This is a genomic window from Sodalis sp. dw_96 (genome assembly GCF_018449575.1).
Taxonomy (GTDB): Bacteria; Pseudomonadota; Gammaproteobacteria; order Enterobacterales; family Enterobacteriaceae; genus Acerihabitans.
Window position 1 is genome coordinate 648,488 of sequence record NZ_JAAVUT010000001.1, and the last position, 25,100, is coordinate 673,587.

The window sequence follows — 25,100 nt, forward strand, 5'->3', positions numbered from 1 at the left end:
ATGGTATATTGCGTAAAACCGTGGCGTTATTGTGCGCCGCCGGGCTAAAAATCTCAATCATTTACCGCTCTCCCCGTTCAGGATGCAATCATCAATGATGACGCGCCCGTCGCGCTCGATAAATGCCCTATTTCCTTTCGACCAAAAAACATAGTGGCCGTTATCGTACCGGCCGTTATCTGAAGGGACGTCTGAAGCGGAAACCACCCGCGGCAGGGTTAACTGCTTGCCGTCAAGTATCAGGCTCACCTGCGACAGCCGGTTATTTTGCCGTACCGTCAAGGGTGTGGTGCCGCATTGGTAATGCAATACCTGCACCTCTTCGCCGCGATGCAGGCGGGAACAGGCGCCGGTGGCAAGTACGGTTATAACAGTCAGACAGAATATGACCCTTTTCATTATCACTTCTCCGGTTGGAACCTTTCGACCCGCGTATTCCCTGTTCAGACCGGATAAATCGCTCCGAGCAAGGTCTGCCGGCTGGCGCCGGTAACCGAAGGCAGATTCCCGGGCAAGCCAGACAGCGTGCGAAAGGCCAGCCAGGCGAACGCCAAGGCTTCCATATCGTCGCCGCTCACGCCGAATTTGTCAGTAGGACTTACCTCAATTCCCGGCAGCAGCGCCGACAACCTTGCCATCACCAGCGGATTGCGGGCGCCGCCGCCGCACACCAGCAAATGCTCGCAGCCGCCGGATAACATGACCTGCTGGGCGATGCTCAGGGCGGTGAGCTCAGCCAAAGTCGCCTGAACATCCCTGGCCGTTATCGCCATAAACTGGCTCAACTGCTGATTTAACCAACCCAGATTAAAGTGTTCCCGGCCGGTGCTTTTCGGCGCCGGCTGGGAAAAGTATCTGTCCGCCAGCATCCGCCGCAACAGTTCCTGATGGATTGTCCCACCGGCGGCCCACACCGCGTCAAGGTCGTAAGGCTTGCCCTGCTGGCGCCAGATCCAGGCATCCATCAGTATATTGCCCGGTCCGGTGTCGTAACCCCGGATGGGCTGGCCGGGCAACAGCAAAGATAAGTTGGCGATACCGCCGATATTGAGCACCATCCGCCGTTCGGTGGGATGGGCCAGCAGGGCATGATGGAAGCCCGGCACCAACGGTGCGCCCTGTCCGCCATAGGCCATATCGCGGCGGCGAAAATCGCCCACGGTGGTAATCCCGGTCATGGCGGCGACAATGTTGTTGTCGCCGATTTGCAGCGTACAGGGGAAATCCCCGCCGGGTTGATGCCATACCGTCTGGCCGTGGCAGCCGATGGCGGTGACCTCCCGCGAGGCGACCCCGGCATCACTTAACATTTTTAATACTGCTTCGCCAAACAACCTGCCCAATCGGGTGTCCAATTCTCCTAATTGGGATAAAGTTACCGCCTGCCCCTGGCACATGGAGAGTATCTGCTGTTTGATTTCCAGCGGAATCGGATGCGTGTAACTGGCCTGCTGCGCCACGGTATGCTCATCTATGGCGGCGAGCACCACATCGATGCCGTCGAGGCTGGTTCCTGACATGACTCCCACATAGCGACCTGTTTTCATTGGCCCGGCCTTGTTCCTTATAAAGAGGTTTTTGGTTATCATACTGTAATAACGTTAACATTTTTACCGCATGAGACCATCAAAAGCAGGCAAATAATTAAAGTTGTTACAAAATCATGACGGAATTTTAAAACGCTTAGCATTAAAATCATTGCGAAAATCACAAATTGGCGTCCGTTTATTCGCAGTTTATGGTTTTTCCAATATTATCAACTACAGTAAACTTAATGAGCCTTGTATGGTGCAAAAGCATCCATCAGCGCAGCGATATTAGCATGTGTTACGTCTGGGTTTGCCTTGGACGAACGTCGTACAATAGGAGTTTTGAATGATGAAACGTTTGCTCGTGGTCACCCTGGCCGGTTTGACATTGGCGGGATGCGCCAATAACAACGGCTTATCCGGTGATGTCTATTCTGCCTCGGAAGCCAAAGAAGTTCAAAGCGTGACTTACGGCACCCTGGTTGCGGTTCGTCCGGTGCAGATCCAGGGTGGGGAAGATTCAAACATTATCGGCACCATCGGCGGTGCGGTACTGGGCGGTTTGGTCGGCAATACCATTGGCGGGGGTGCCGGCAGGGGTGTCGCGACCGCCGCCGGTGCGGTAGCGGGCGGTGTGGTCGGGCAGAATGTCGGCAGTGCCATGAACCGTACCCAGGGTGTGGAACTGACCATTCGCGAAGACGACGGCAGAACCATCATTGTCGTGCAAAAACAGGGGCCTACCCGTTTCAGCGTCGGTCAACGCGTGGCCATCGCCGGCAATGGTCGCGGCGTTACCGTTTCGCCAACCTGAAACCGCGGCATGTTGTTTTTTCCCCTATACCGTTTAAAGGGGGGATGAAAATCGACGATCTAACATTATTTCAGTCTTATTATATAAAGAACCGGCAATGTATGCCGGTTTTTTATATGGTACATATGCAACACACCTAAACAGATCAGGATTTATTATAAAGTTCCAGGATATTTTTCTCCAACCTGGCGATCATATTACTCAGAAATTGGATTTCTTGTTCTGAGATACCCGCCAGAATTTCATCTCTGGTACTATTTATAACATGATTAACTTCTTTAATGATAGGCTCGGCGGACTCCGTCAGTTTTATACGTTTCGCCCGCCTATCATTGGCGCAGGTATGCCTGGTGATAAGTTTCTTCTCTTCAAGCTGATCAAGCGTTCGGACCAACGATGGCTGCTCAATGCCAATGGCTTTAGCCAATTGAATTTGCGACTGCTCCGGTGGCAATTGGCAGATATTATGCAGCGTGATCCAATGCGTTTGTGTAAGCTCTAGAGGTTTTAAGCGATGGTCAATCAGTGCGCGCCAAACACGAACAAGTCGCGCCAAATCAGATCCTAATGGCGATTCCAATTCTCTCTCCTTATAATTAAGCCGATTAAGCTTGTTCCCTGGATTCCCATCCATTCTAATGGGTGGAATGGCAAAATACAAATATATATATAAATAAGGCGAAAGTTAAGTTGAGATGGATGTAATATGCATGTTATTCCTTTGATAAAATGGATGTTAACGAAGAGCGCAAATGTTCTTGAAACATCCGAAGAAGCGGATGAATTGACTCTCCTTTCCTCGCATTTTCCCACCTGGTGTAGGGTAATCTATGGAAACGTTCTATAATCCGTTCCTCTTGCGGCTACCGTAACCTGTTCATATTGAGGCAGTTCGTATGCCAAGCGGATTATTCATAACTGTATCACTATTATTGTCATTCAGCGTGATTTATTGTTAATTTAAGTTAAATGAAGACATAACAAATATCAATATTTCATGTATTCGGGCTAATAATGTAGTTTTAATATATAAGTAACTACTAATTAGTTTATGAATTAATAATTATTAATAAGTCTAATATTTTAACTCATGCTTATCATTGTCAAAACAGAGCGGGCTGATCCGGATCGGCCTCAAGGGACTCCCCTGATTTGCCTGCCCGCGCCAAACGCAAATAACGCTGACGACATAACCGCAGCACGTCTTTTTTCTGGCTGTCGTTCATCCCCGTCCAGTCGAATCGTTCTTGCCTGGAGCGAAAGCAGCCCAGGCAGTAGCCTCGAGCGTCCGACTGGCAGACGCCGCGACAGGGGCTGGGGATGGTGAAAAATTCAAGCTGTTCCGGCACAGGCCCTCCTTATTTACTTTCATTGAAGACGTTATTTCCGCGGCTGGCAAGAATTTTTGCCCGCGCCGGCCCGATACCGATGCTGTGAAACCGCTGCGGCCCGGTTTATACTGACCGCTACCCTATCTATGGCGGACGTTCCGCCGTCATGATCCCAAGAGGATATTATGCGCCTGCTTCATACCATGCTACGGGTTGGTGATTTACAAAAATCCATTGATTTTTATACCAAAGTTCTGGAAATGCGCTTATTGCGCACCAGTGAAAATACTGATTATAAATACACCTTGGCGTTTGTCGGCTATACCGAAGAGACTGAAGGCGCGGTAATAGAATTGACCTATAACTGGGGGGTCGACAACTACGATCTTGGCAGCGCTTACGGCCATATCGCCCTGGGCGTGGACAATGTCGCCGCCACCTGCGACCGCATCCGCCAGGCGGGGGGCAAAGTGTCTCGGGAAGCCGGCCCGGTGAAAGGCGGCGCCACCATTATCGCCTTTATCGAAGATCCCGACGGTTATAAAATAGAATTGATTGAGCAGCGCCAGGCCGGTCTGGGTCTGGGTCTGGGACATTAAGCGGTAACATGCGCTGATGACAATATACCCTCAATAATTCGAGTTGCAGGAAGGCGGCAACGCAGCGGCCCCGAAGGGGTGCGGCCCATGGAGGGGCCGAGTATTGCCAACGTACCTGCAACTTGAAGTATGACGGGTATAGCGGGTAATCCGCCCTATCCCGTTCTCTTGCGCCAATGAAAAATTGATTCGCCATGCATACCGGGACAAAATTTGCCATAATGCGGGCTATATTTCCAAATAGTAAGAACAGGCATGGCTGAAATAGACGATGTAAATTCCCTTCGCGGCCGTTTCCGCGGCTTTTATCCGGTTGTCATCGACGTAGAATCCGCTGGCTTTAACGCCGCCACCGACGCCTTGCTCGAAATTGCCGCAATCACCTTGAATATGGATGAACAGGGCTGGCTGGTGCCGGACCAAAGCATGCATTTTCACGTCGAACCTTTCCCCGGTTCATTATTGCAACCGGAAGCGCTGGCTTTTAACGGTATCGATCCGTCCAATCCGCTACGCGGCGCGATAAGTGAATACGAAGCGTTGCATGAGATATTCAAAATGGTGCGCAAAGGCATCAAGGATCAGGGCTGTAACCGCGCCATTATCGTGGCCCATAACGCCGGTTTTGATCACGGCTTCCTGATGGCGGCAGCGGAACGGGCCAATCTGAAACGCAACCCGTTCCACCCGTTCGCCACTTTCGACACCGCCGCGCTGAGCGGACTGGTACTTGGCCAGACCGTATTGGCGAAAGCCTGCGCCGCCGGGGGAATCGAATTCGACAGCCGCCAGGCCCATTCCGCGTTGTATGATACCGAGCGAACCGCCGAGCTGTTTTGCGAATTGGTGAATCGCTGGAAGCGTCTCGGGGGTTGGCCTGTGCCGCCCCTGGAGAATGAAAGAATCGGCGAAACAGACTAACTCAGGTAGCACTGTCTCAGTAGCGGACAAAATAAACGCCAATCCCGGCGATAGGATTGGCGTTTATCTTTGGAGAATGCTCAGGCAAGAAGCCCCTATGCACTCAATTGGACGGCTGATCTTCCTGTGAGCCGTATTTTACCGCGGTCTCTTTGATAAGCGGCTGCAACTCGCCGTGCTGATACATCTCAAGAATGATATCGCAGCCACCAATCAGTTCGCCGTCCACCCATAATTGCGGGAAGGTCGGCCAATTGGCAAATTTCGGCAGTTCTGCCCGAATGTCCGGATTTTGCAGGACATCCACATAAGCGAAACGCTCACCGCAGGCAGACAACGCCTGCACCGCTTGCGCGGAAAAACCGCAACCAGGCAATTTCGGAGAGCCCTTCATATAAAGAAGAATCGGGTTTCCAGCAATCTGCTGCTGAATTTTTTCAATTGTCGTCATTGTCTCGCTTCCTCAAGCCATAAGCTGGCCTTATCTGCTCTGGGGGGATTATGCTCAGAAACACTATTCTAACGATTACCGTATAAATAAATAAATGTTTTTTTGTCCGCCATAGCCCGCACGGACAAAGATTCCCTCTACCTTATTACAGGATAACACCTAAGCCGGGTTTTTACCCGACGATGGGGCAATAGCATCAAACTCTTTTTTAATATCTGAAAAACTGTTGAAATTTACGTCAAATTATGCCGAGGAATGCAGCAAATATGCAGTTGTTCACGTTTATTCACAATATGATGATAATTCATGATGCAATGTAGGGGTAAATAGCTTAAATTCCTTTGAGGCGTTTATAACCCCCGATTTGGGGCCACAGAGGATAGCGTTTATCATGCGTTTATGCTTTACGCTTTTTGTGTTGCTTTTTACTCAGTTATTCTTCAACTTGGCGCACGCGGCGCCCAATGCCGGTATCAACGCCGACCAGCGAAAATCACAGTCCAGCACGGCCAAAACCGGTGACCGACGCAAACGAAAACCTCTTAAAGAGGTGTTGAAGATAACGAAAAAAAGCAAACCGGTGACCGAGCAAAAAATCAGCCGGCATAGCACAATCAAACCAAAAGAGCTTGTTGCTGAAAAAACCAGCAATAAAAAATTACATTCGATGCCCCTCGTCAAAGAAAAAGAGCCGGTTGTCGAAAAACACCACGCCAAAAAATTACATCCAATGCCCTCCGCCAAAAAAATCGCCCGCTTCACCCCGCCAAAAAAAGGCTATAAAAAGGGATACGGCAGGCATCGGATGAATGAAAAAGCCCAGTTGGAGCTCGTTGCCAACGACCAGCCGATTAAAATGAGCGACAGCCACAAGAAACGCTATCAGCATGCCAAATTAACCGCCATGAATAAGCTGATGTCGCAAATGGGCAAACCTTATCGCTGGGGCGGCATGTCACCCAATACCGGATTCGATTGCAGCGGCCTGATTTATTATGCTTATAAGGACGTAGTGCGGATTCATATGCCGCGCACAGCCAACGAAATGTTCCATTTGCGTGATGCGGCTCCGGTGAAGAAGGACGATCTGGAAAGCGGAGATTTGGTGTTCTTCCATATCACCAACCGCGGCGCGGCGGATCATGTGGGGGTCTATCTGGGTAACGGGCGCTTTATTGAATCGCCCCGCACCGGTCGCGATATCCGTATCAGTTATCTGAATGAAGATTATTGGCAGGATCACTATGTCGGCGCCCGCCGGGTAGTGACCCCCAAAAACATCCGCTGAAGCCTGTCTTCGCTAAACACCTATACCAAAAAAGGCGCCAAGGCGCCTTAATTCATCACCGCGGTAAAGCTGAACGCAATGACAACCAATAACGAAAACACCGTGGTTATTAAAGATAGTTTAAAATCGCTGCTCATCACTTCTCCTTATCACTACATCTGTGGCTAAACGGGACGCCTTGGCATCCGTGGGTTGTAAGCAGTGTCGCATAACCCAATCAAAAAAGCTTCCCGGTGATTAACACGCGGGCATATTTATCTTTATCGCTTTCACTTTAGTCCGGAATCAAGGAAAATTGGCGCTTGATTTATTTCGGCGTTCAGGAGTTTTTCACGCATGGCAACTATTAAAGACGTGGCGAAACGCGCCGGGGTATCCACGACCACCGTATCTCATGTCATCAACAAGACGCGATTTGTGGCGCAGGCGACCAAGGTCGCCGTTTTGGAGGCCATCGGGCAATTGCATTACTCGCCCAGCGCGGTGGCGCGCAGCCTTAAAATCAACCGCACCAAATCCATCGGGCTGTTGGCCAGTACCAGTGAGGCGCCCTACTTCGCCGAAATAATCGAGTCCATTGAGCACCACTGTTTTGTTCGGGGATACACCCTGGTACTGTGCAATTCCCATAACGATCTGACTAAACAGAGTGCCTATTTGGCGATGCTGGCGCAAAAACGCGTGGACGGTTTGCTGGTGATGTGCGCCGAATATCCCGAACCCTTGCTGAACATGCTGGAAGAATATCGCCATATCCCCATGGCGGTAATGGATTGGGGCGAGGCCCGCCGGGATTTCACCGATACCATTATCGACAATGCCTTTGCCGGTGGCTACATGGCGACCCGCTATCTTATTTCGCGCGGGCATCGCGATATCGGCGCCATACCCGGTCAGCTGGCGCGCAACACCGGTGGCGGCCGACATCGCGGCTACCTGCATGCCCTGGAGGAGGCCGGCATAGCCATACCTCATCAATGGATTGTTCAGGGAGATTTCGAACCGGAATCCGGTTACCAGGCCATGAAACTCATTCTGTCCCGTCCGCAAAGACCTACGGCGGTGTTTTGCGGCGGCGATGTCATGGCCATGGGGGCAATGTGCGCCATTGATGAAATGGGCATGAAGGTACCCGATGATATTTCAATTATCGGTTATGATAATATTCGCAATTCGTGCTTTTTTACCCCGGCATTAACCACCGTTCATCAGCCCAAGGAAGAGCTGGGTGAGGCCGCGTTAACAATGCTGCTGGACCGTATCATAAGCAAACGGGAAAATGCCAGGATTATTGAAGTGCACCCCTCATTGATAGAACGCCGTTCGGTGGCCGACGGCCCATTTCACTCCTGATAGGCGGCGCAAAGCCCTGCTCTCCCTTTTAAGCGCGGCGTCCCGTGGAGTGTAATAATATATTTCAAACCGCCAAATCTGCCTGTTGGGTTATTGTTTCAGTAGGAAATCATTAACTTATCTCTTAAATACATTATCCTGTTAGCTATTGTCTAATCGGGAATGCAGGCTTATACTCAATATCGTTAACAAATATAACGAGTTGTCTAATAATTTTGCTTTAAAGAATGTCGTGTTTACAACATGGTATCATCCTTTTTATTAAGCGCCCGGCTAACAACCAGTCTTTAGGTGTTTTTTATATTCCTCTGTTTATTGTGGTACATCCGACACCACGGATACCCGTGGATGCTAATAAAAGCCCGCAGGTATAAGCTAAGCTTTTCCTGACGGGGTTGTAACAGAAGAAAGGTGATGGAGAAGCTATGAGTTCCTCGTGTGTTGAAGACCTGAGCTTTCATGATAATGCTTGGTATCGAATCATCCATGAAATGCTTGCTGAGGCAGGTGTAAAGATCAACGGCGCAAGGCCGTTTGATATTCATGTCAAGAACCCGGAATTTTTTAAGCGTGTGCTGGAGGACGGGTCATTGGGTTTGGGTGAAAGTTACATGGACGGCTGGTGGGAATGCGAGCGACTGGATATCTTTTTTCAGCGTGTCTTAAGAGCCGGTTTGGAAAATAAACTTCCCCGTCATTTCAAGGATATTTTGCGGGTTGCCGCCGCGCGTGTTATGAATCTTCAATCCAAAAAGCGGGCTTGGATCGTCGGTAAAGAGCATTATGATCTCGGTAATGACTTGTTCAGTCTGATGCTTGACCCCTTTATGCAGTATTCCTGCGGCTACTGGAAACAGGCCAACACCCTGGAAGAAGCGCAGCAGGATAAGCTCAGGATGATCTGTGAAAAGCTGCAGTTGCGTCCGGGCATGACGTTGCTGGATGTCGGCTGCGGTTGGGGTGGGCTCGCCGCCTATGCGGCCAAGAACTACAATGTATCAGTACAGGGCGTCACCATTTCCGCCGAACAGCAGAAATTGGCGCAGGAACGTTGTGAAGGTTTGGACGTCACTATCTCGTTGCAAGATTACCGTGACCTTAATGTGCAATTCGACCGTATCGTTTCAGTCGGCATGTTTGAACACGTCGGCCCGAAAAATTACGCCACGTATTTCGAGGTTATTGACCGCAATCTAAAACGCGACGGATTGTTCCTGCTGCATACCATCGGTTCCAATCAAACCGATATGAATGTGGATCCCTGGATCGATAAGTATATATTCCCTAACGGGTGCCTCCCTTCCGTGCAGCATATTGCCCGGGCCAGTGAAAAGCATTTTGTTATGGAAGACTGGCATAATTTCGGTACCGATTATGACAAAACGCTAATGGCGTGGTATGAGCGTTTTATTGCCGCCTGGCCGTCATTGTCGGGAAATTATTCTGACCGTTTTTACCGCATGTTCTGTTATTACCTGAATGCCTGTGCCGGTGCTTTCCGCGCCCGGAACATTCATTTGTGGCAAGTCTTGTTCAGCCCGCAAGGGGTTGAAGGCGGAATTCGCGTACCCCGTTAGTCATTTATTTTCCGACCATGGTAATGAATATTATCAAGGACATTTTGCCCGCTCTGGGCAAAATGTCCTACCCCTCCAGACGTATCGACATCAATGAGCAAGAAGGTTTGTGTCACGCTGAGCCAACACGCGCTCAACCGTATCAACCACGGCCTGGGTTTGCGGATCGATTTCAATGTTGACCCGTTGCCCTTGCAGCTTCTCGCCAAGCGTGGTCCTGGTGAGGGTTTCCGGAATCAAATGCACGCAAAATTTATTAGCGGCTATCTCGCCGATGGTCAGGCTGATGCCGTCAATACCGATATAGCCTTTATACAGCACATATTTCATCAGTTCCGCGGGCATTTGGAACCAAATCTGCCGGTTATTTTCCGAGGTGATAATGTTGACTATCTCGGCGCTGCAAATAATATGCCCGGACATGACATGACCGCCAATCTCGGCGTTGAACGTGGCGGCACGCTCTACGTTCACCTTATCGCCGACCCGCAGCTCCCCAAGATTGGTGATGAGCAGCGTTTCTTCCATTAGGTCGAAGCTCGCCACATCTCCCTTTATCGCGCTGACCGTCAGGCAACAGCCATTGTGCGCCACCGATGCGCCGGTCTCCAGCCCGTCCAGCAGCGCCGGCGGCAGTTTTATGAAGTGCGTGCGAAAGTTGGTTTTTTCATCAATTTCCACCACTGACGCGGTGCCCTGAACAATACCCGTAAACATGGACTTGACCTCTTTTAACGAGACCCAAAAACGATTGGGATCATATTGCCCCAATTTTGCGGGAAAACCAAATGCCCGCCCGCCGCGGTGGCGGTATGCACTGAAAATGTGCTTTGTGCACTGGTATTAGGCAGGGAATGCATTACACTATCCTCCAAAAGTAATGCTGCAAAAGTCGTGCTCCACACGCATTGTCGCACGTGTATTGTCACTCTTACTGTCACAGGTATCGCCGCCCTTATTGCCGCCCGTTTCGCCGCAAGAATTGCCAGACGCATTGCCGCATAAATTGATTAATAATCATTTATTTATCTGCATATTGTTTAATTTTAATCCGTAACTATATAGGTGCCTGCGTGCAGAAGTATTTCCTCGAAGCGCGTACATTATTATCTCTGGCTATACCAGTTATTATCGCCCAAATCGCTCAAACCGCGATGGGGGTGGTGGATACGGTGATGTCCGGTTCGGTGAGCGCCACCGATATGGCCGCCGTTGCCGTCGGAACCTCCATCTGGCTGCCCACCATTTTATTCGGCCATGGATTGATCATGGCGCTGACGCCGGTCATTGCCCAATTAAACGGTTCCGGCCGGCGCGATCGCATCGCGTTTCAAGTGCGCCAAGGTTTTTGGCTGGCCTTGTCCGTCTCGCTGTTGATCATGTTCCTGCTGTACCATGCCGGCTTTGTCATCGGCAGGATGCATCATGTGGACCCCGCCCTGGCGCAGAAAGCCGTCGCTTACCTGCAATTTCTGTTGTACGGGGCGCCGGGGTATCTTTTTTTCCAGGTACTGCGCGGCCAATGCGAAGGTTTGGCCAAAACCAAGCCGGGCATGGTGATTGGTTTTCTCGGCTTGGCGACAAACATTCCCGTCAATTATGTGTTTATCTACGGCAAGCTGGGTATGCCGGCGCTGGGAGGCGTGGGTTGCGGCATCGCCACGGCGTCGGTGTACTGGATCATGTTCGGGGTAATGTGGATTTATGTCCGCCGGGCCGGCACCTTCAAGGATTTTCGTCCCGCCATGGCCGTCGTGAAGCCGCACTGGCCTACCCTGCGACGTTTATGCGCGCTGGGATTGCCGGTGGCATCTTCGCTCTTTTTCGAGGTAACGCTGTTTGCCGTGGTGGCCTTGCTGGTGACGCCGCTGGGCATCGTGTCAGTGGCCGGTCATCAAATCGCCCTGAACTTCAGCGCGTTGATGTTTGTCCTGCCCTTGTCCATCGGCGTGGCGGCCACGATCCGCATCGGCTTTCGGTTGGGTGAAAACAAGGTGGATGAGGCACGGGTCGCCGCCTGGACCAGCCTGGGAGCCGGGGTGATGCTGGCCTGCGTGACGGCAATATTGACCTTCCTGTTCCGGGTGCATATCGCCACCTGGTATAACGATACCCCGGCGGTGGTGAACATGGCGGCCCACCTGATGTCGCTGGCGGCGCTCTATCAGATTTCCGATTCCATCCAGGTGATTGGCAACGGCATTCTGCGCGGTTATAAAGATACCCGCTCGATATTCTTTATCACCTTTACCGCTTATTGGCTGTTGGGCCTGCCCTGCGGTTATATTTTGGCCCTGACGGATTATGCGGTCCCCGCCATGGGCCCCAGCGGTTTCTGGATAGGTTTTATTATCGGTTTGACCTCGGCGGCAATCATGATGTCAATGCGCATACGCTGGTTGCAACGGCAGCCGCCGTTACAGATTCTTCACCGGGCGGCTCGCTGATAACACCGTCGGCAAACAGGGCCGGCGCGGCCAAAAAACCGACGTCCTGCACATTACGTCGGCAATTGAATTGTTAAGGGGGGAAAAAACGGTTTTTCCCCTTGCAAGGGTTGATAATGCCCGTTAATATTCGTCCCGCTGTCAGGTTGGCAGCGTTGTTCGATATGCGTTCTTAGCTCAGTTGGTTAGAGCACCACCTTGACATGGTGGGGGTCGATGGTTCGAGTCCATTAGAACGCACCATTTTTTGTGCGTCCGTAGCTCAGCTGGTTAGAGCACCACCTTGACATGGTGGGGGTCGGTGGTTCGAGTCCACTCGGACGCACCATATCGTTTTCCCTTTTTATCTGAATCCCCCCTTCGTTGTGATGCTTCATCAAGCCGCCTGTAGCGGTCTTTTAATATATCTGTAACATAGCTCACAGCGATAAGAGTTAATTCCTTAGTACATATGTACAAGAGTTGATAACAAAAATTTGCATATCTGCCAAAAAAATCGCTTTTTAACGTCTAAAGCATTATTTGTGCTGTTTTTATCTTGTGTCCGCCGCTTCAATAACTATAATACGAAACGTTATTTCAATTGAATGGTTTCAGCCGATTGAATTGTCGAATACTAATTAAAATAGTCTTTCCTGTTAAACGACGGCCTGATTACCGGACGGCTTGTTTACATTTTTTTCATCTCTTTCTCACTTTTGTCACCTATCCTTGAACGTAGGGAACAGGCTCGTCGAGCTGCATATTTTTCGTCGTCGATACTCACCGGCGATACACCAGATTTATCATCCATCACAACTTGCAGATACCATTGTTATGAAAAAGACAAAAATTGTTTGTACCATAGGCCCGAAATCTGAATCCGTAGAGATGCTGACCAAACTGCTGGACGCCGGCATGAACGTTATGCGTCTGAATTTTTCCCACGGCGACTATGAAGAACATGGTCAACGTATCAAGAATCTGCGCTCCATTGTGCAAAACACCGGTAAGAAAGCGGCTATCCTGCTGGATACCAAAGGGCCGGAAATCCGTACAATGAAACTGGAAAACGGCAGCGACATCTCGTTGGTGGCCGGCCAGAGCTTTACCTTTACCACCGATCAAAGCGTTATCGGCAACAAGGAACGCGTTGCGGTTACCTACACCGGTTTCCCGCAGGATTTGTCCGTCGGCAACACCGTTTTGGTAGATGACGGTTTGCTGGGCATGGTTGTGACCGGAAAGACCGATACCACCGTGGTGTGCAAGGTTCTGAACAACGGCGATCTGGGTGAAAACAAAGGGGTTAACCTGCCGGGCGTTTCCATTGCTCTGCCGGCCCTGGCGGAAAAAGACAAACGCGATCTTATTTTTGGCTGCGAACAAGGCGTCGATTTCATCGCCGCGTCGTTTATCCGTAAACGCTCCGATGTACTGGAAATCCGCGAACACCTGAAACAGCATGGCGGCGAACATATCCAAATCATCTCGAAAATTGAAAATCAGGAAGGCCTGAACAATTTCGACGAAATCCTGGAAGCCTCCGACGGTATCATGGTGGCCCGTGGCGACCTGGGTGTGGAAATCCCGGTGGAAGAAGTGATTTTCGCCCAGAAGATGATGATCGAAAAATGTAATCAATCCCGTAAAGTGGTGATTACCGCTACCCAGATGCTCGACTCCATGATTAAAAACCCCCGCCCAACCCGCGCTGAAGCCGGCGACGTGGCGAACGCCATCATCGACGGCACCGATGCGGTCATGCTGTCCGGCGAAAGCGCCAAGGGTAAATATCCCCATGAAGCCGTCAGCATCATGGCCACCATTTGCGATCGTACCGACCGCGTGATGCCCAGCCGTATCGAAAGCATCAACGACAGTCGCAGACTTCGCATCACCGAGGCGGTTTGCCGCGGTGCCGTGGAAACCGCGGAAAAATTGGAAGCTCCGCTGATTGTGGTAGCCACCGAAGGCGGTAAATCCGCCAAAGCGGTGCGTAAATATTTCCCGAAAGCCGAGATCCTGGCGCTGACCACCAACGAGATCACCGCCCGTCAACTACTGTTGACCAAAGGCGTTACCTGCCAGTTGGTGGATAAAATCGCTTCAACCGATGATTTTTACCGTATCGGCAAGACGATGGCCGTGGAATGCGGCTTGGCACGCAAAGGCGACATCATTGTAATGGTGTCCGGTGCCCTGGTGCCGAGCGGCACCACCAATACCGCTTCCGTTCATCAGTTATAAGCTCTATGCTTAAACAGAGCCCCCGCTTGCCGGGGGCTTTTTTTTTTACCGATCGGTCCCGGTGCCGGAATTTCAAGAGCCGTGGTTTGCCTCCGTCACCGCCCTTCGTTTCCCACCGGTATGAACCATCGGTTTGCGCAACTGTTTGCCCGCCGTCTTAATTTTGTTAATTCCAGCGAATTGCACCCGCTCCGGCAATAAAATCAACCCTCATAGCACAAATAAAATGATATTTTTATCGCCTATTTAATCAGAGTTATCTTATGGCAGGCAGATGATAGGGCTCTTTTTTTTAACGTCTCTGTAAAACAAGACGTTTCTTTGAGCATTCGATCGAAATTAAGCGTTTTACGAGTAAATTTATTTCTCTTTCGAAAATAGTTTGTGTAATACTTGTAATGCTACATGGAGATTAACTCAATCTAGAGGGTATTAATAATGAATCGTACTAAACTGGTACTGGGCGCGGTAATTTTGGGTTCCACTCTGCTTGCTGGCTGTTCAAGCAACGCTAAAATCGATCAGCTGTCCTCTGACGTTCAAACTCTGAACGCGAAAGTTGACCAGCTCAGCAACGATGTAACCGCTATTCGTTCTGACGTACAGGCTGCTAAAGACGACGCTGCCCGTGCTAACCAACGTTTAGATAACCAAGCTCACTCTTATCGTAAATAAGAGTTGCCTTGTTTAGAAAATGGCGCACTCTGTGCGCCATTTTTTTTGCACTGGTTTTCACCTCCCCGTTTATCGCCATGGCTCTCCCCTTCTATCGCTACGCCACAAGCCCTCTAATCCCTTCATGGCGCCTTTTAGTACGCCGCCTGACCCCAGCATGCCTTAGAATAATCTTAGTGGCTTAGGTTGCCGTTTATGGCGGTTAACATAACAGTCCCTTTTTTTGCCCATAACAACTTTTACAGAACATAGGGCAACTAACGGTGACCGGTGTCCAAAGCGCCATCGCCACCGATGTGGCCGACGGCCGCGACCGGAGCTTAACGAGACGCCAAGGGCGCAGCGCTATCGGCCGAAACAAGCGTGACGCCAAGGAGGCGGAACTAACGGCCAGAATCCAGCGTGACGCCAAGGAGGCGGGACTCTCGGCCGGAATCCAGCGGGACGCCAGTGAGACGGAACTAACGGCCGGAATCTAGCGGGACACCAGTGAGGCGGGCGCGGGGCTATCCGCCGCAGGCAGGCTGTCCACGGCGATGCCGTTGGAGATCAATATCGGCATACCCGCCCGGCGTGCTATCGCTTCGCCGGCAACGGCTTTATCCGATGCTTTATCGTTAATAAACCTTTTCACCTTTGGCGTGATGGCGATAGGCATGGTCTGCGGATCATCCTTATCGTTGCGGGACAGAGGCTGATGGACTTCCATATAGCGTTTGCCGTCCGGTTCCACCGCCACCTTAATCGGGTCGTTCATCACCTGCACCCGGGTGCCGACGGGCACCTGCTCGAACAATGCCTGAATATCCTCGGGCCGCAACCGGATACATCCGGAGCTGACCCGCATGCCGATGCCGAAATTGGCGTTGGTGCCGTGGATGAGATAAGTACCCCCGCCCGCCGCAAGACGCAGGGCGAACAGTCCCATGGGGTTATCCGGGCCTGCCGGAAACACCGCAGGCAGCGTGATGCCCTGTTCCGCCAGATAATGCCTGCGGATATTGGGGGTCGGCGTCCAGGTCGGATTGGTGATTTTCTTGACAATGGTGGTGGTCATTACCGGCGTAGTACGGCCTAACTGGCCGATGCCTATGGGGTAAACGATCACGCTATTGCCCCCGGGGGGATAATAAAACAGCCTCAGCTCGGCAAGATTGATGACAATGCCTTTGCGGGGAGCATCCGGCAACAGCATTTGCGCCGGTATGGTGAGCTCGGTACCCGGCGTCGGCAGATAGGGATCGGTGCCCGGATTGGCCTCCAGCATTGCCAGTAAGCCTATTTTATATTGCGCGGCAACCGCTTCCAGCGAACCGCCGTTATTGGCCACCGTGGCGACGGTATTCTCCCCGATAAGACGGCTGTTCGGCGGCGGCAGTGGATATTCAGTGGCGTCAGCGCCGCCGATAGCGCCCGCCAGGCAGACGGCCATGGCGAAACCGACAAGGGTTAAGGCTCGTTTCATAATTTCTCCCTACCTGTTTTTTATCATCAAATCCCGTGTCCCTGGCGCAATAGACTCAAACGGGCTGAGCGGTTTATCACCAATAGCAGCAGCTGGCCGTCCTCTGCAATAAGAATTCGCCGATATGAAAGGAATGTTGAACACCGGATGAACATGCCGATTGAGAGGATAGCGAGCTGGACCAAACGTGTTAAAGGGAGAGCGCGCCAATGAGATCGACGCGGGCGTGGTTTTTCCGCCCGCCCGAGCGCCTCATGGTACGCTAGGCCCGCTATCACCGATCGTGCAGCGAGCCTGTTAAAGGGAGAGCGCGCCAATGAGGTCGAAGCGGGCGTGGTTTTTCCGCCCGCCGGAGCGCCTCATGGCACGCTAGGCCCGCTATCACCTGACGTGCAACGAACCTGTTAAAGGGAGAGCGCGCCAATGAGGTCGAAGCGGGCGTGGTTTTTCCGCCCGCCGGAGCGCCTCATGGCACGCTAGGCCCGCTATCACACCGATCGTGCAGCGAGCCTGTTAAAGGGAGAGCGCGCCAATGAGGTCGAAGCGGGCGTGGTTTTTCCGCCCGCCCGAGCGCCTCATGGCACGCTAGGCCCGCTATCACCGATCGTGCAACGGTTTAATGCAATGAGGCGGCTTTTTTACGGATACCGCGCACCATAGCCTCCAATCCCTGTGACCGGGAAGGTGTCAAGTGCTGGGTTAACGCCAGTTCGCTGAAAAACGGCCGCACATCTTCGGCGACAATCTCCGCGGGCGACAGTCCGTGATAAAAAACGAAAACCGTGGCAATCAGGCCTTTTACAATGGCAGCGTCGCTGTCGCCGAAAAATTGGACTTCCCCCGTCCCGGCATCCCGATGCATAACAATCCACACCTGGCTTTGGCAACCGGAAATCAAATTGCCGGCGATCCGGGTTCCCGAGGGCAGAGCATCCAACTGGGCCCCCAGCTCAATGATATACATATACTTCTCTTCCCAATTACCGCAGCGGGAAAAGTTACGCAGTAACTTATTCTTATCCGGCAAATTCGCCATGACTCTTGTTCTCCCCGGCTGACGGATTCAACCCAGCAAACGCCGGACGCGCACCAAACCGGCCACCAGCCGATCGATATCCTCCCGGGTCGTATACAGGGCCAGGGAAGCGCGGCACATACTGGGCACCTGGTAATAGGCCATTAACGGCATGGCGCAATGATGTCCGGTACGAATGGCAATGCCGTACTGGTCGAGGAAGCTCCCCACGTCATAGGCATGGTGTTTGCCCAGGTTAAAGGCTATCACCCCGGCCCGATCCTCGGGACCGTAAAGGATTAAATCCGGCACCTGCCGCAAGGTCTCCAACGCATAATGCATCAGCCCCTGTTCATAGTGTTGGATATTTTCCAGACCCAGGCTGTCCACGTAGTTCAGCGCCGCCCCCAGTCCCATCATTCCGGCGGTATTAGGTGAACCCGCCTCAAAGCGCCAGGGGGGATCAAGGAACGTGGTGCCCTCGCTCAAACTGACGGTTTGGATCATCGAGCCGCCGCCTTCCCAAGGGGGCATGCGGTCTAATAATGCTTTTTTGCCATACAGGATGCCGATGCCTGACGGACCGTAAATCTTATGGCCGGAAAAGGCGTAGAAATCGCAGTCCAGCGCCTGTACATCCACCTTGCCGTGCATGATGCCCTGGGCGCCGTCCACCAGCACCACCAGATCGGCGGCGGCCCGGGCGCGGGCTATCAGGCTTTGCAAAGGGTTAACGGTGCCCAGCACATTGGAGACCTGGGTAATGGCCAGCAGACGCGTGCGGTCATCAATCAGCGCGGGTAATTTTTCTTCATCCAGCGTGCCGTCGGGCAACAGCGGAAGCACCCTGATTTCCACTTGCCGTTCCGCGGCGATGAGTTGCCAGGGGACAATATTGGAGTGATGCTCCATTTCCGTCAGTATCAAATTATCCCCGGGCTGGAAAAAATGCCGCCCGTAGCTGTTGGCCACCAGGTTGATGCCCTCGGTGGTCCCTTTGACAAAAATGATTTCATCATCTGATGCCGCGTTGATGAAGCGCGCGGCCTGGGCGCGCACATCTTCCATCCGGGTGGTGGCTTCCGCGCTCAGGGTATGAATGCCCCGATGCACCGCGGCATAGCCCTGGCGGTAGTAATCCCGTTCGGTATCGATGACGACGTTGGGCTTCTGGGCGCTGGCGGCGCTATCGAGATAGGTGAGCGGCTGTCCGTTAACTTCTCGCGCCAGGATAGGAAAATCCCCGCGCACCAGTTCAATGGGATAAGACATTCACCCCTCCTTGTAAAGCGTCGGCGATGCGGGCCAGCACGGTTTCCCGCACCACCTGGTTATCCATCGCCTCGGTGATTTCGGCGGCAAAAGCATGGATAATCATCTCCTGCGCCTCCTGCCGGGGAATGCCGCGTGAACGCAAATAGAACATTTGCTCTTCGTCTATCCGGCCCACGGTGGCCCCATGGCTGCATTTGACGTCGTCGGCGTAAATTTCCAACTGCGGTTTGGTATCCACCTCGGACAATCTGTCCAGCAACAAATTGTTGTTAGTCATCCGTCCGTCGGTTTTCAACGCGTATTTGGCCACTTTGATCAGGCCGTTGAACACGCCCTTGCCCCGATCGCGAGCAATGATTTTGTGTAACTGGCGGCTAAGACAGTGCCCTTTGTTGTGTTCCAGATAGGTCCGGGTATCAGTCACGTCATTTCCCGAGGGCAACAGCAGGCTGTTAATGGCCAGGTCGGATCCCTCGCCGTTAAGCTGGGCGCTTACCTGGTGACGGGTCAGCCCGGCGCCGAGCAAAAAGCTGTTGCTTCTCACGAAGGCATCGCGACCGATGACCAGATCATCGTGGGCAAAGTGATAGCTGGCGCGGTTTTCGAACGCTAGCTTGATATGGCTGAACCGTGCGTTGTCCCCCACCGTCATGGTCAGGCGGGCGCCGGTAAAATGCCCTTGCCGGTCCAGGCTGGCGAAATGCTCGATCACCTCGCACTGCGTGCCCTGCTCCACGTCGAGATGATGGCGGTAATGCAGGGTATTCAGCTCTTCGTCATCGGCGGCGCCGCTGCTGATATGCAGCAGATAAAGAGGTTTTTCCGCGGTTTTGCCGGCGGACAGCCGGATACGGGTGGTTTCGCGGCTGAGGCTTTCAGTCAAATGAAGAAAGATTTCCGGTTGAATCGGCTCGGGCAGGGTGTTGCGCTCGGCGCCCCGTTCGATGTCGATGCGCCAGGATCCGGTATCGCCGTCGCTCAGGCGCGGGTCGAACCGGCCGTCAACGAACACCAGCCGCACGGCATCCAACGGCAGGCTCAGCTGGTCCCGCTGCGCCGGGGTGACGGACCGCGTTTCCGCCTGGGCGAAACGGTGGGACAATAACCCCTCGAGAGGCGTGTATTTCCACTGCTCGTGCTTGCGCGTCGGCAAACCCAGACGCTCCACGTTTTGCCAGTGGGCATAGGATTGCGCTGAGCGGGACATGCTCTGGCCTTCGAATAAATGATGCCACTGTTGCAGTGTCCGGTCATTATTCTTGTTCGGTAAGCCAGCCATAGCCTTGCTCCTCCAGCTGTTTTACCAGGGCGAAATCACCGGATTTCACGATGCGCCCCTGGTAAAGCACATGGACCTGATCCGGTTTGATGTAATCCAGGATACGCTGGTAATGGGTGACGATAATGAATGAGCGCTGCTGATTACGCAGGGTATTGACCCCGTGCGCCACGATTTTCAGCGCATCGATATCCAACCCGGAATCGGTTTCGTCCAGGATGCAGAGCTCAGGCTCCAGGGCCGCCATCTGCAGAATATCGTTGCGTTTTTTCTCGCCGCCGGAAAAACCGACATTCACCGACCGGGTCAGCAAATCCGCCGGCATTTTCAGCAGGGCGATTTTTTCTTCAATAAAGTCGGCAAAATCAAAACGATCCAACGGCTCCTGACCACGATATTTGCGTACCGCATTCACCGCCGTCTGTAAAAAGAACTGGTTGCTGACCCCCGGTATTTCCACCGGATATTGGAAGGCCATGAAAATCCCTTCCCCGGCGCGCTCCTCGGGATCCAGCGTCAACAGATCCTTGCCTTTGAACAGCACTTCCCCTTCGGTGACCCGGTAATCTTCCCGTCCCGCCAACGTGGCGGACAAGGTACTTTTACCGGAACCGTTCGGCCCCATAATGGCATGCACCTCACCGGGTTTCACTTCCAGGTTAAGACCCTTGAGGATGCTGTTATCTTCCACACTGACGTTCAGATTTCGAACTGTTAACATTTTTTTTCCTTTACCCGACTATACAGACCACCAATCAGGCAGAATACTTCTTGTGTAGTCAATGGCTTAACCCACGCTGTGTTCAAGACTGATGGCTAAAAGTTTCTGCGCTTCAACGGCGAATTCCAACGGCAATTCCGAGAACACGTCCTTGCAGAAGCCGTTAACAATCATGGAAATGGCGTTGTCTTCACTGATGCCGCGCTGGCGGCAATAAAACAATTGATCCTCGCCGATACGCGAAGTGGTGGCTTCATGCTCAAGCTGAGCGGTACTGTTGCGCACTTCCACATAAGGAAAGGTATGCGCGCCGCTTTCGCTGCCGATAAGCATCGAGTCGCACTGCGTGTAATTACGGGCGTTGGTAGCGGTAGGCATGATCTTCACCAGGCCGCGATAGGTGTTTTCGCTTTTACCGGCGGAGATACCCTTGGAGATAATGGTGGAACGGGTATTTTTGCCGATATGAATCATCTTGGTGCCGGTGTCCGCCTGCTGGTTGCCGTTGGTCAAGGCCACTGAGAAAAACTCGCCCACCGAATTATCCCCGCGCAGAATACAACTGGGGTATTTCCAGGTGATGGCCGAACCGGTTTCCGACTGGGTCCAGGACATTTTGGAATTTTCCCCTTCGCACAGCGCCCGTTTGGTGACGAAGTTCAGAATGCCGCCTTCGGTTTCGCTGCCGGCGAACCAGTTCTGCACCGTGGAATATTTCACTTCGGCATTTTTATGGATTATCACTTCCACCACCGCGGCATGCAGCTGATAGCTGTCACGCACCGGCGCCGAGCATCCTTCGATATAACTGACGTAGCTGTCTTCATCGGCAATCAGTATTGTCCGCTCGAACTGACCGGTTTTCGCGGCGTTGATGCGAAAATAGGTGGAAAGCTCCATGGGACAACGCACACCTTTCGGGATATAGACAAACGTACCGTCCGACGCCACGGCGGAATTCAGCGCGGCGAAAAAGTTGTCGTTGGAAGGCACTACGCTGCCAAGATACTGGCGCACCAGATCCGGGTGTTGGTGAATGGCTTCGCCGAAAGAACAAAAAATAATGCCCTCTTTCGCCAGCTTATCGCGATAGGTGGTGGAAACCGATACTGAGTCGAAAATAGCATCCACGGCGACTTCGTTGCCTTCCCGCACCGGCACCCCCAGCTGATTAAACGCCGCTTCCACCTCGGTGGTAAGATAGTTATTCGCCGCGTCGACACCGGGTTGCTGCATCGCCCCTGGCTGGGAGCCGCAGTTATCGTCGCAACTGCCGCAGGAAGGCGCGGAATAATAGCTGTATTCGTTGTAATCCAACGGCTTATAGTACGCTTTCAGCCAATGGGGCTCTTCCATATCCAGCCAGGCGCGATAAGCATTAAGGCGAAACTCCAGCATCCATTCCGGTTCGTTGCGTTTCGCCGAAATTGCCCGCACCACCTCTTCGCTGATACCGAGGGCCAATTCGTCGGTGACCAACTGGGTAAAAAAGCCTTCTTTATAACTTTCGCTTTTTACCCAGGGCTGCGCGGCATTGATCGGTTCGGGCGCGGCATTGATGGGCTCAGGAGTTTCAAATGTGCTTCGTGCCATAATGGTTCATCCGCTCAGAGACCAAAGCTTTCACCACACCCACAGGCATGTTGAGCTTTGGGATTATTGAATTTGAATACGTGATTCAGACCTTCCTGCACATAATCCACTTCCGTGCCGTCAACGAAAGGCATGGCCTTAAGCGGCACGTAGAGGTGAGCCCCATCACGTTCATAAACCAGTTCGCCACCCTCTTGACCGGTAGCCATCTCCACTACATAGCCGAATCCGGCGCAACCCGATTGTTTCACGCCCAGGCGTAACCCTTGCATATCGGCATTCTGCTCCGCCAGGCGACGTATTTGTTTTGCTGCTGCTTCGCTCAGGGTCAGGCCTTGCCAGGTATTATCCTCGAGTGAAAAAGTTTCAACGGTGTCCGTTTGCATAAAACTGACCTCTCAATATTACAAAATGATAAACCGCAATCTCTCTATACCCGTCATCTTTCAAGCTGCAGGTGCGTTGGCTGCGTTCGTTCATCCGAATCACTTACTCTGGTAAGCTCATCGGGTTCTCTCGCTTGCCGCCTGCCTGCAACTCGAAATCTATTGGGTATATGTTAATGATATCAATTACCACTGCAACCTTGCCCTTTGCAGGGGAATAGACAAAAGCTGCGAGAAATGCCGGTCTATTCGGATTGGCGGCGGTACTATAACCAAGCTAGAACGATTTAAGCCGTTATAATTTATGAACTAAATATTTATACTATATTGATTTTAAAGTAGTTTGATAAAAATAAAAACCACAAAATAATTATCAGATCTTTTTTTCCGAGAAATGATAAATAATTCATCGAAAAAAACTATTTTTATGACAGGTGTACCTGAATGATGCCGTTGTGTACATTTTTGTACAAGGACCCATCAGCCGCCGCCAAATATAATTATAGCAGTGGATAAAACAACCTTGGGTTAATTGATAATGATTACCATCATTATTTACCCGTCTGGTTTTTCCCGCTGTACTAAAATAGGCAATAACTCAGCCGGCCAACCATCGTTACTTTACATTACCCTTGATTTCTGTGTTTATAACAAGCAATCCGTGCCATAAACCGGCTGAAATCGACGGGCTTTAGCCATCCGCCTACCCATGCCAGGGTAGCCCGCAAGGGAGGGCGATGCCGTTACAATTATAATACAATTATATCACATTTCCGCCATTTATCCCATGCGGCCACCGGCAGGCGGAAGATAATAAAATATTTATTAGCATCTTTTAAGGAGATAGCCCGGCCTACTCGGGTTATGCTAATGAAAAATAGCCAAACGCCGGATCTCTCACGCTTATGCCTTCGTCAGCGGTTCCCCAGCCCGTCCTCACCACACGCCAGTTAAACAAACGTATCATACCGATAGTCTGTTTTACTTTTATCTGTTATCTGTCCATCGGCCTGCCGTTAGCCATCATTCCCGGATTTACCCATAACCAACTGGGCTTTAATACCGTTATCGCCGGCTTCGCCATCAGCATTCAATATATCGCCACCCTGCTCAGCCGCCCCCATGCGGGACGCTACGCCGATCTGCTGGGGCCCAAAAAAGTGGTCCTGATGGGGTTGAGCTGCTGTAGCCTCAGCGGCCTGATGTATCTCTTCGCCGCTTTAACGGCGGCAACGCCCTGGACCAGCCTCGGCCTGCTGTTCATCGGCAGGCTGGTGTTAGGTATAGGCGAAAGTTTTGCCAGCACCGGTTCCACGCTCTGGGGTATCGCCCGTGTCGGCCAGTTCCATACCGCACGGGTCATATCCTGGAACGGTGTCGCCACTTATGGCGCCATTGCCATCGGCGCCCCCCTCGGGGTCTGGCTCAACTCACTCGGCGGTATCGGGGCGGTGGGATTGTTCGTTTTTTTCGTTGGTCTGGGAGCTTGGGCAGTGGCGTTAGGCAAACCGGCGGTTTCCATCGTTACCGGTAAGCGTATCGCCTTTACCACCGTGGTGGGCAAAATCTGGCCGTACGGCCTTGGCTTGGGACTGGGCACCATCGGCTTCGGGGTGATTATCAGTTTTATCACCCTTTATTTCGCCGATCTCGGCTGGAGCGGCGCGGCGTTTTCCCTGACGCTAATGAGCTGTGCCTTCGTCGGCGTGAGGCTGATATCCGGCAATGCCATTAATCTTTATGGCGGGCTGAATATCTCCCTGCTGTCGTTTATCTGCGAAACGCTGGGGTTATTGTTGATTTGGGTGGCTCCCAGCGCCCTGGTGGCCGATTTGGGCGCTCTGCTGACCGGAGCCGGGTTCTCCCTGGTGTTTCCGGCGCTGGGGGTGGAAGCGGTAAAACAGGTCCCGCCGCAAAATCAGGGCACCGCCCTGGGCACCTATTCCGCCTTTCTCGATCTCGGGCTGAGCCTGGCGGGTCCGGCGGCGGGCTTTATTATGTCCCACCTCGGCATGTCCTATCTCTACCTGTGCGCGGCGATGATGGCCGCCCTCGCCGCATTGCTGATGGTGCGCCTGAAGCTTCGCGTCGCTTCCAGCACACGTCAGCACGGCTAAGAGATCAACCGTAGCATACCAAGACGTCGGCGAGG

Annotated in this window: 23 protein-coding genes and 2 tRNA genes; 12 read left to right on the plus strand and 13 right to left on the minus strand. The window is 52.4% G+C overall.

The window, feature by feature from the left end; translation table 11 throughout:
* Positions 1-57 precede the first annotated feature (57 nt).
* Together HB631_RS02840 and anmK are read right to left on the minus strand one after the other, a co-directional pair.
* The gene (locus HB631_RS02840) at positions 58-399 is read right to left on the minus strand and encodes an MliC family protein (RefSeq protein ID WP_213989624.1); all 342 of its coding nucleotides are present in this window, start codon (positions 397-399) and stop codon (positions 58-60) included.
* 44 nt (positions 400-443) lie between these two features.
* Positions 444-1,547, minus strand: a complete 1,104-nt coding sequence (gene anmK / locus HB631_RS02845; protein ID WP_213989625.1) for an anhydro-N-acetylmuramic acid kinase — start codon at positions 1,545-1,547, stop codon at positions 444-446.
* A gap of 328 nt (positions 1,548-1,875) precedes the next feature.
* Here anmK and HB631_RS02850 point away from each other — a divergent pair, with 328 nt between their 5' ends.
* Positions 1,876-2,343, plus strand: coding sequence for a glycine zipper 2TM domain-containing protein (locus tag HB631_RS02850; protein ID WP_213989626.1), 468 nt, complete (start codon positions 1,876-1,878; stop codon positions 2,341-2,343).
* 145 nt (positions 2,344-2,488) lie between these two features.
* Here the strand turns inward: HB631_RS02850 and slyA are convergent, their stop codons facing one another.
* A complete protein-coding gene (gene slyA, locus HB631_RS02855; RefSeq protein WP_132921588.1) occupies positions 2,489-2,923 on the minus strand; it encodes a transcriptional regulator SlyA in 435 nt (144 codons plus the stop codon).
* A gap of 523 nt (positions 2,924-3,446) precedes the next feature.
* Positions 3,447-3,692: a DUF1289 domain-containing protein gene (locus HB631_RS02860; RefSeq protein WP_213989627.1), complete on the minus strand. Its 246-nt coding sequence runs from the start codon at positions 3,690-3,692 to the stop codon at positions 3,447-3,449.
* A 167-nt stretch (positions 3,693-3,859) separates the two neighbouring features.
* Between HB631_RS02860 and gloA the strand changes: the two genes are divergently transcribed.
* Positions 3,860-4,273: a lactoylglutathione lyase gene (gene gloA, locus HB631_RS02865; protein WP_213989628.1), complete on the plus strand. Its 414-nt coding sequence runs from the start codon at positions 3,860-3,862 to the stop codon at positions 4,271-4,273.
* A 255-nt stretch (positions 4,274-4,528) separates the two neighbouring features.
* Entirely contained in the window at positions 4,529-5,194 is a 666-nt protein-coding gene (gene rnt, locus HB631_RS02870) for a ribonuclease T (protein ID WP_213989629.1), read from the plus strand.
* Between the two features lie 103 nt (positions 5,195-5,297).
* Here the strand turns inward: rnt and HB631_RS02875 are convergent, their stop codons facing one another.
* Positions 5,298-5,645 carry a Grx4 family monothiol glutaredoxin gene (locus tag HB631_RS02875; protein ID WP_213989630.1) on the minus strand — a complete coding sequence of 116 codons (348 nt, stop codon included), beginning with the start codon at positions 5,643-5,645 and terminating at the stop codon, positions 5,298-5,300.
* 391 nt (positions 5,646-6,036) lie between these two features.
* Between HB631_RS02875 and HB631_RS02880 the strand changes: the two genes are divergently transcribed.
* From HB631_RS02880 to cfa, 3 genes are all read left to right on the plus strand, one after another.
* On the plus strand, positions 6,037-6,933 hold the full coding sequence (locus HB631_RS02880) for a C40 family peptidase (protein WP_213989631.1): 897 nt from the start codon (positions 6,037-6,039) through the stop codon (positions 6,931-6,933).
* 336 nt (positions 6,934-7,269) lie between these two features.
* Positions 7,270-8,286 (plus strand): HTH-type transcriptional repressor PurR, encoded by a 1,017-nt coding sequence (purR, locus tag HB631_RS02890; protein WP_213989633.1) that lies wholly within the window; start codon positions 7,270-7,272, stop codon positions 8,284-8,286.
* Between the two features lie 425 nt (positions 8,287-8,711).
* Complete coding sequence (gene cfa / locus HB631_RS02895; RefSeq protein ID WP_213989634.1) at positions 8,712-9,863, plus strand: cyclopropane fatty acyl phospholipid synthase; 1,152 nt, start codon at positions 8,712-8,714, stop codon at positions 9,861-9,863.
* Positions 9,864-9,953: 90 nt separating this feature from the next.
* On the opposite strand, the gene HB631_RS02900 is transcribed toward cfa, so the two are convergent.
* The gene (locus HB631_RS02900) at positions 9,954-10,580 is read right to left on the minus strand and encodes a riboflavin synthase subunit alpha (RefSeq protein ID WP_213989635.1); all 627 of its coding nucleotides are present in this window, start codon (positions 10,578-10,580) and stop codon (positions 9,954-9,956) included.
* Positions 10,581-10,936: 356 nt separating this feature from the next.
* Between HB631_RS02900 and HB631_RS02905 the strand changes: the two genes are divergently transcribed.
* The 5 genes from HB631_RS02905 (at position 10,937) to HB631_RS02925 (ending at position 15,214) form a co-directional block, all read left to right on the plus strand.
* Positions 10,937-12,310: an MATE family efflux transporter gene (locus HB631_RS02905; protein WP_213989636.1), complete on the plus strand. Its 1,374-nt coding sequence runs from the start codon at positions 10,937-10,939 to the stop codon at positions 12,308-12,310.
* Between the two features lie 166 nt (positions 12,311-12,476).
* Positions 12,477-12,553: transfer RNA gene (locus HB631_RS02910), tRNA-Val, on the plus strand.
* An 8-nt stretch (positions 12,554-12,561) separates the two neighbouring features.
* Positions 12,562-12,638 (plus strand) — tRNA-Val (locus HB631_RS02915).
* A 488-nt stretch (positions 12,639-13,126) separates the two neighbouring features.
* A complete protein-coding gene (gene pykF, locus HB631_RS02920) occupies positions 13,127-14,539 on the plus strand; it encodes a pyruvate kinase PykF (protein ID WP_213989637.1) in 1,413 nt (470 codons plus the stop codon).
* Positions 14,540-14,977: 438 nt separating this feature from the next.
* A complete protein-coding gene (locus HB631_RS02925; RefSeq protein WP_213989638.1) occupies positions 14,978-15,214 on the plus strand; it encodes a major outer membrane lipoprotein in 237 nt (78 codons plus the stop codon).
* Positions 15,215-15,689: 475 nt separating this feature from the next.
* On the opposite strand, the gene HB631_RS02930 is transcribed toward HB631_RS02925, so the two are convergent.
* The 7 genes from HB631_RS02930 to sufA form a co-directional block, all read right to left on the minus strand.
* The gene (locus HB631_RS02930) at positions 15,690-16,679 is read right to left on the minus strand and encodes a L,D-transpeptidase family protein (RefSeq protein WP_213989639.1); all 990 of its coding nucleotides are present in this window, start codon (positions 16,677-16,679) and stop codon (positions 15,690-15,692) included.
* A gap of 616 nt (positions 16,680-17,295) precedes the next feature.
* On the minus strand, positions 17,296-17,715 hold the full coding sequence (gene sufE / locus HB631_RS02935) for a cysteine desulfuration protein SufE (RefSeq protein ID WP_213989640.1): 420 nt from the start codon (positions 17,713-17,715) through the stop codon (positions 17,296-17,298).
* A gap of 27 nt (positions 17,716-17,742) precedes the next feature.
* Positions 17,743-18,966 (minus strand): cysteine desulfurase SufS, encoded by a 1,224-nt coding sequence (gene sufS / locus HB631_RS02940; protein ID WP_213989641.1) that lies wholly within the window; start codon positions 18,964-18,966, stop codon positions 17,743-17,745.
* A complete protein-coding gene (gene sufD / locus HB631_RS02945) occupies positions 18,950-20,248 on the minus strand; it encodes a Fe-S cluster assembly protein SufD (protein ID WP_213989642.1) in 1,299 nt (432 codons plus the stop codon). The genes sufS and sufD overlap by 17 nt, the downstream gene beginning before the upstream one ends.
* Positions 20,223-20,969, minus strand: coding sequence for a Fe-S cluster assembly ATPase SufC (gene sufC / locus HB631_RS02950; protein WP_213989643.1), 747 nt, complete (start codon positions 20,967-20,969; stop codon positions 20,223-20,225). The genes sufD and sufC overlap by 26 nt, the downstream gene beginning before the upstream one ends.
* 66 nt (positions 20,970-21,035) lie before the next feature.
* Positions 21,036-22,562 (minus strand): Fe-S cluster assembly protein SufB, encoded by a 1,527-nt coding sequence (sufB, locus tag HB631_RS02955; protein ID WP_213989644.1) that lies wholly within the window; start codon positions 22,560-22,562, stop codon positions 21,036-21,038.
* Positions 22,563-22,576: 14 nt separating this feature from the next.
* Complete coding sequence (sufA, locus tag HB631_RS02960) at positions 22,577-22,948, minus strand: Fe-S cluster assembly scaffold SufA (RefSeq protein ID WP_213989645.1); 372 nt, start codon at positions 22,946-22,948, stop codon at positions 22,577-22,579.
* Positions 22,949-23,853: 905 nt separating this feature from the next.
* On the opposite strand from sufA, the gene HB631_RS02965 reads away from it, so the two are divergent.
* Complete coding sequence (locus HB631_RS02965) at positions 23,854-25,065, plus strand: MFS transporter (RefSeq protein ID WP_213989646.1); 1,212 nt, start codon at positions 23,854-23,856, stop codon at positions 25,063-25,065.
* Positions 25,066-25,100: the final 35 nt, after the last annotated feature.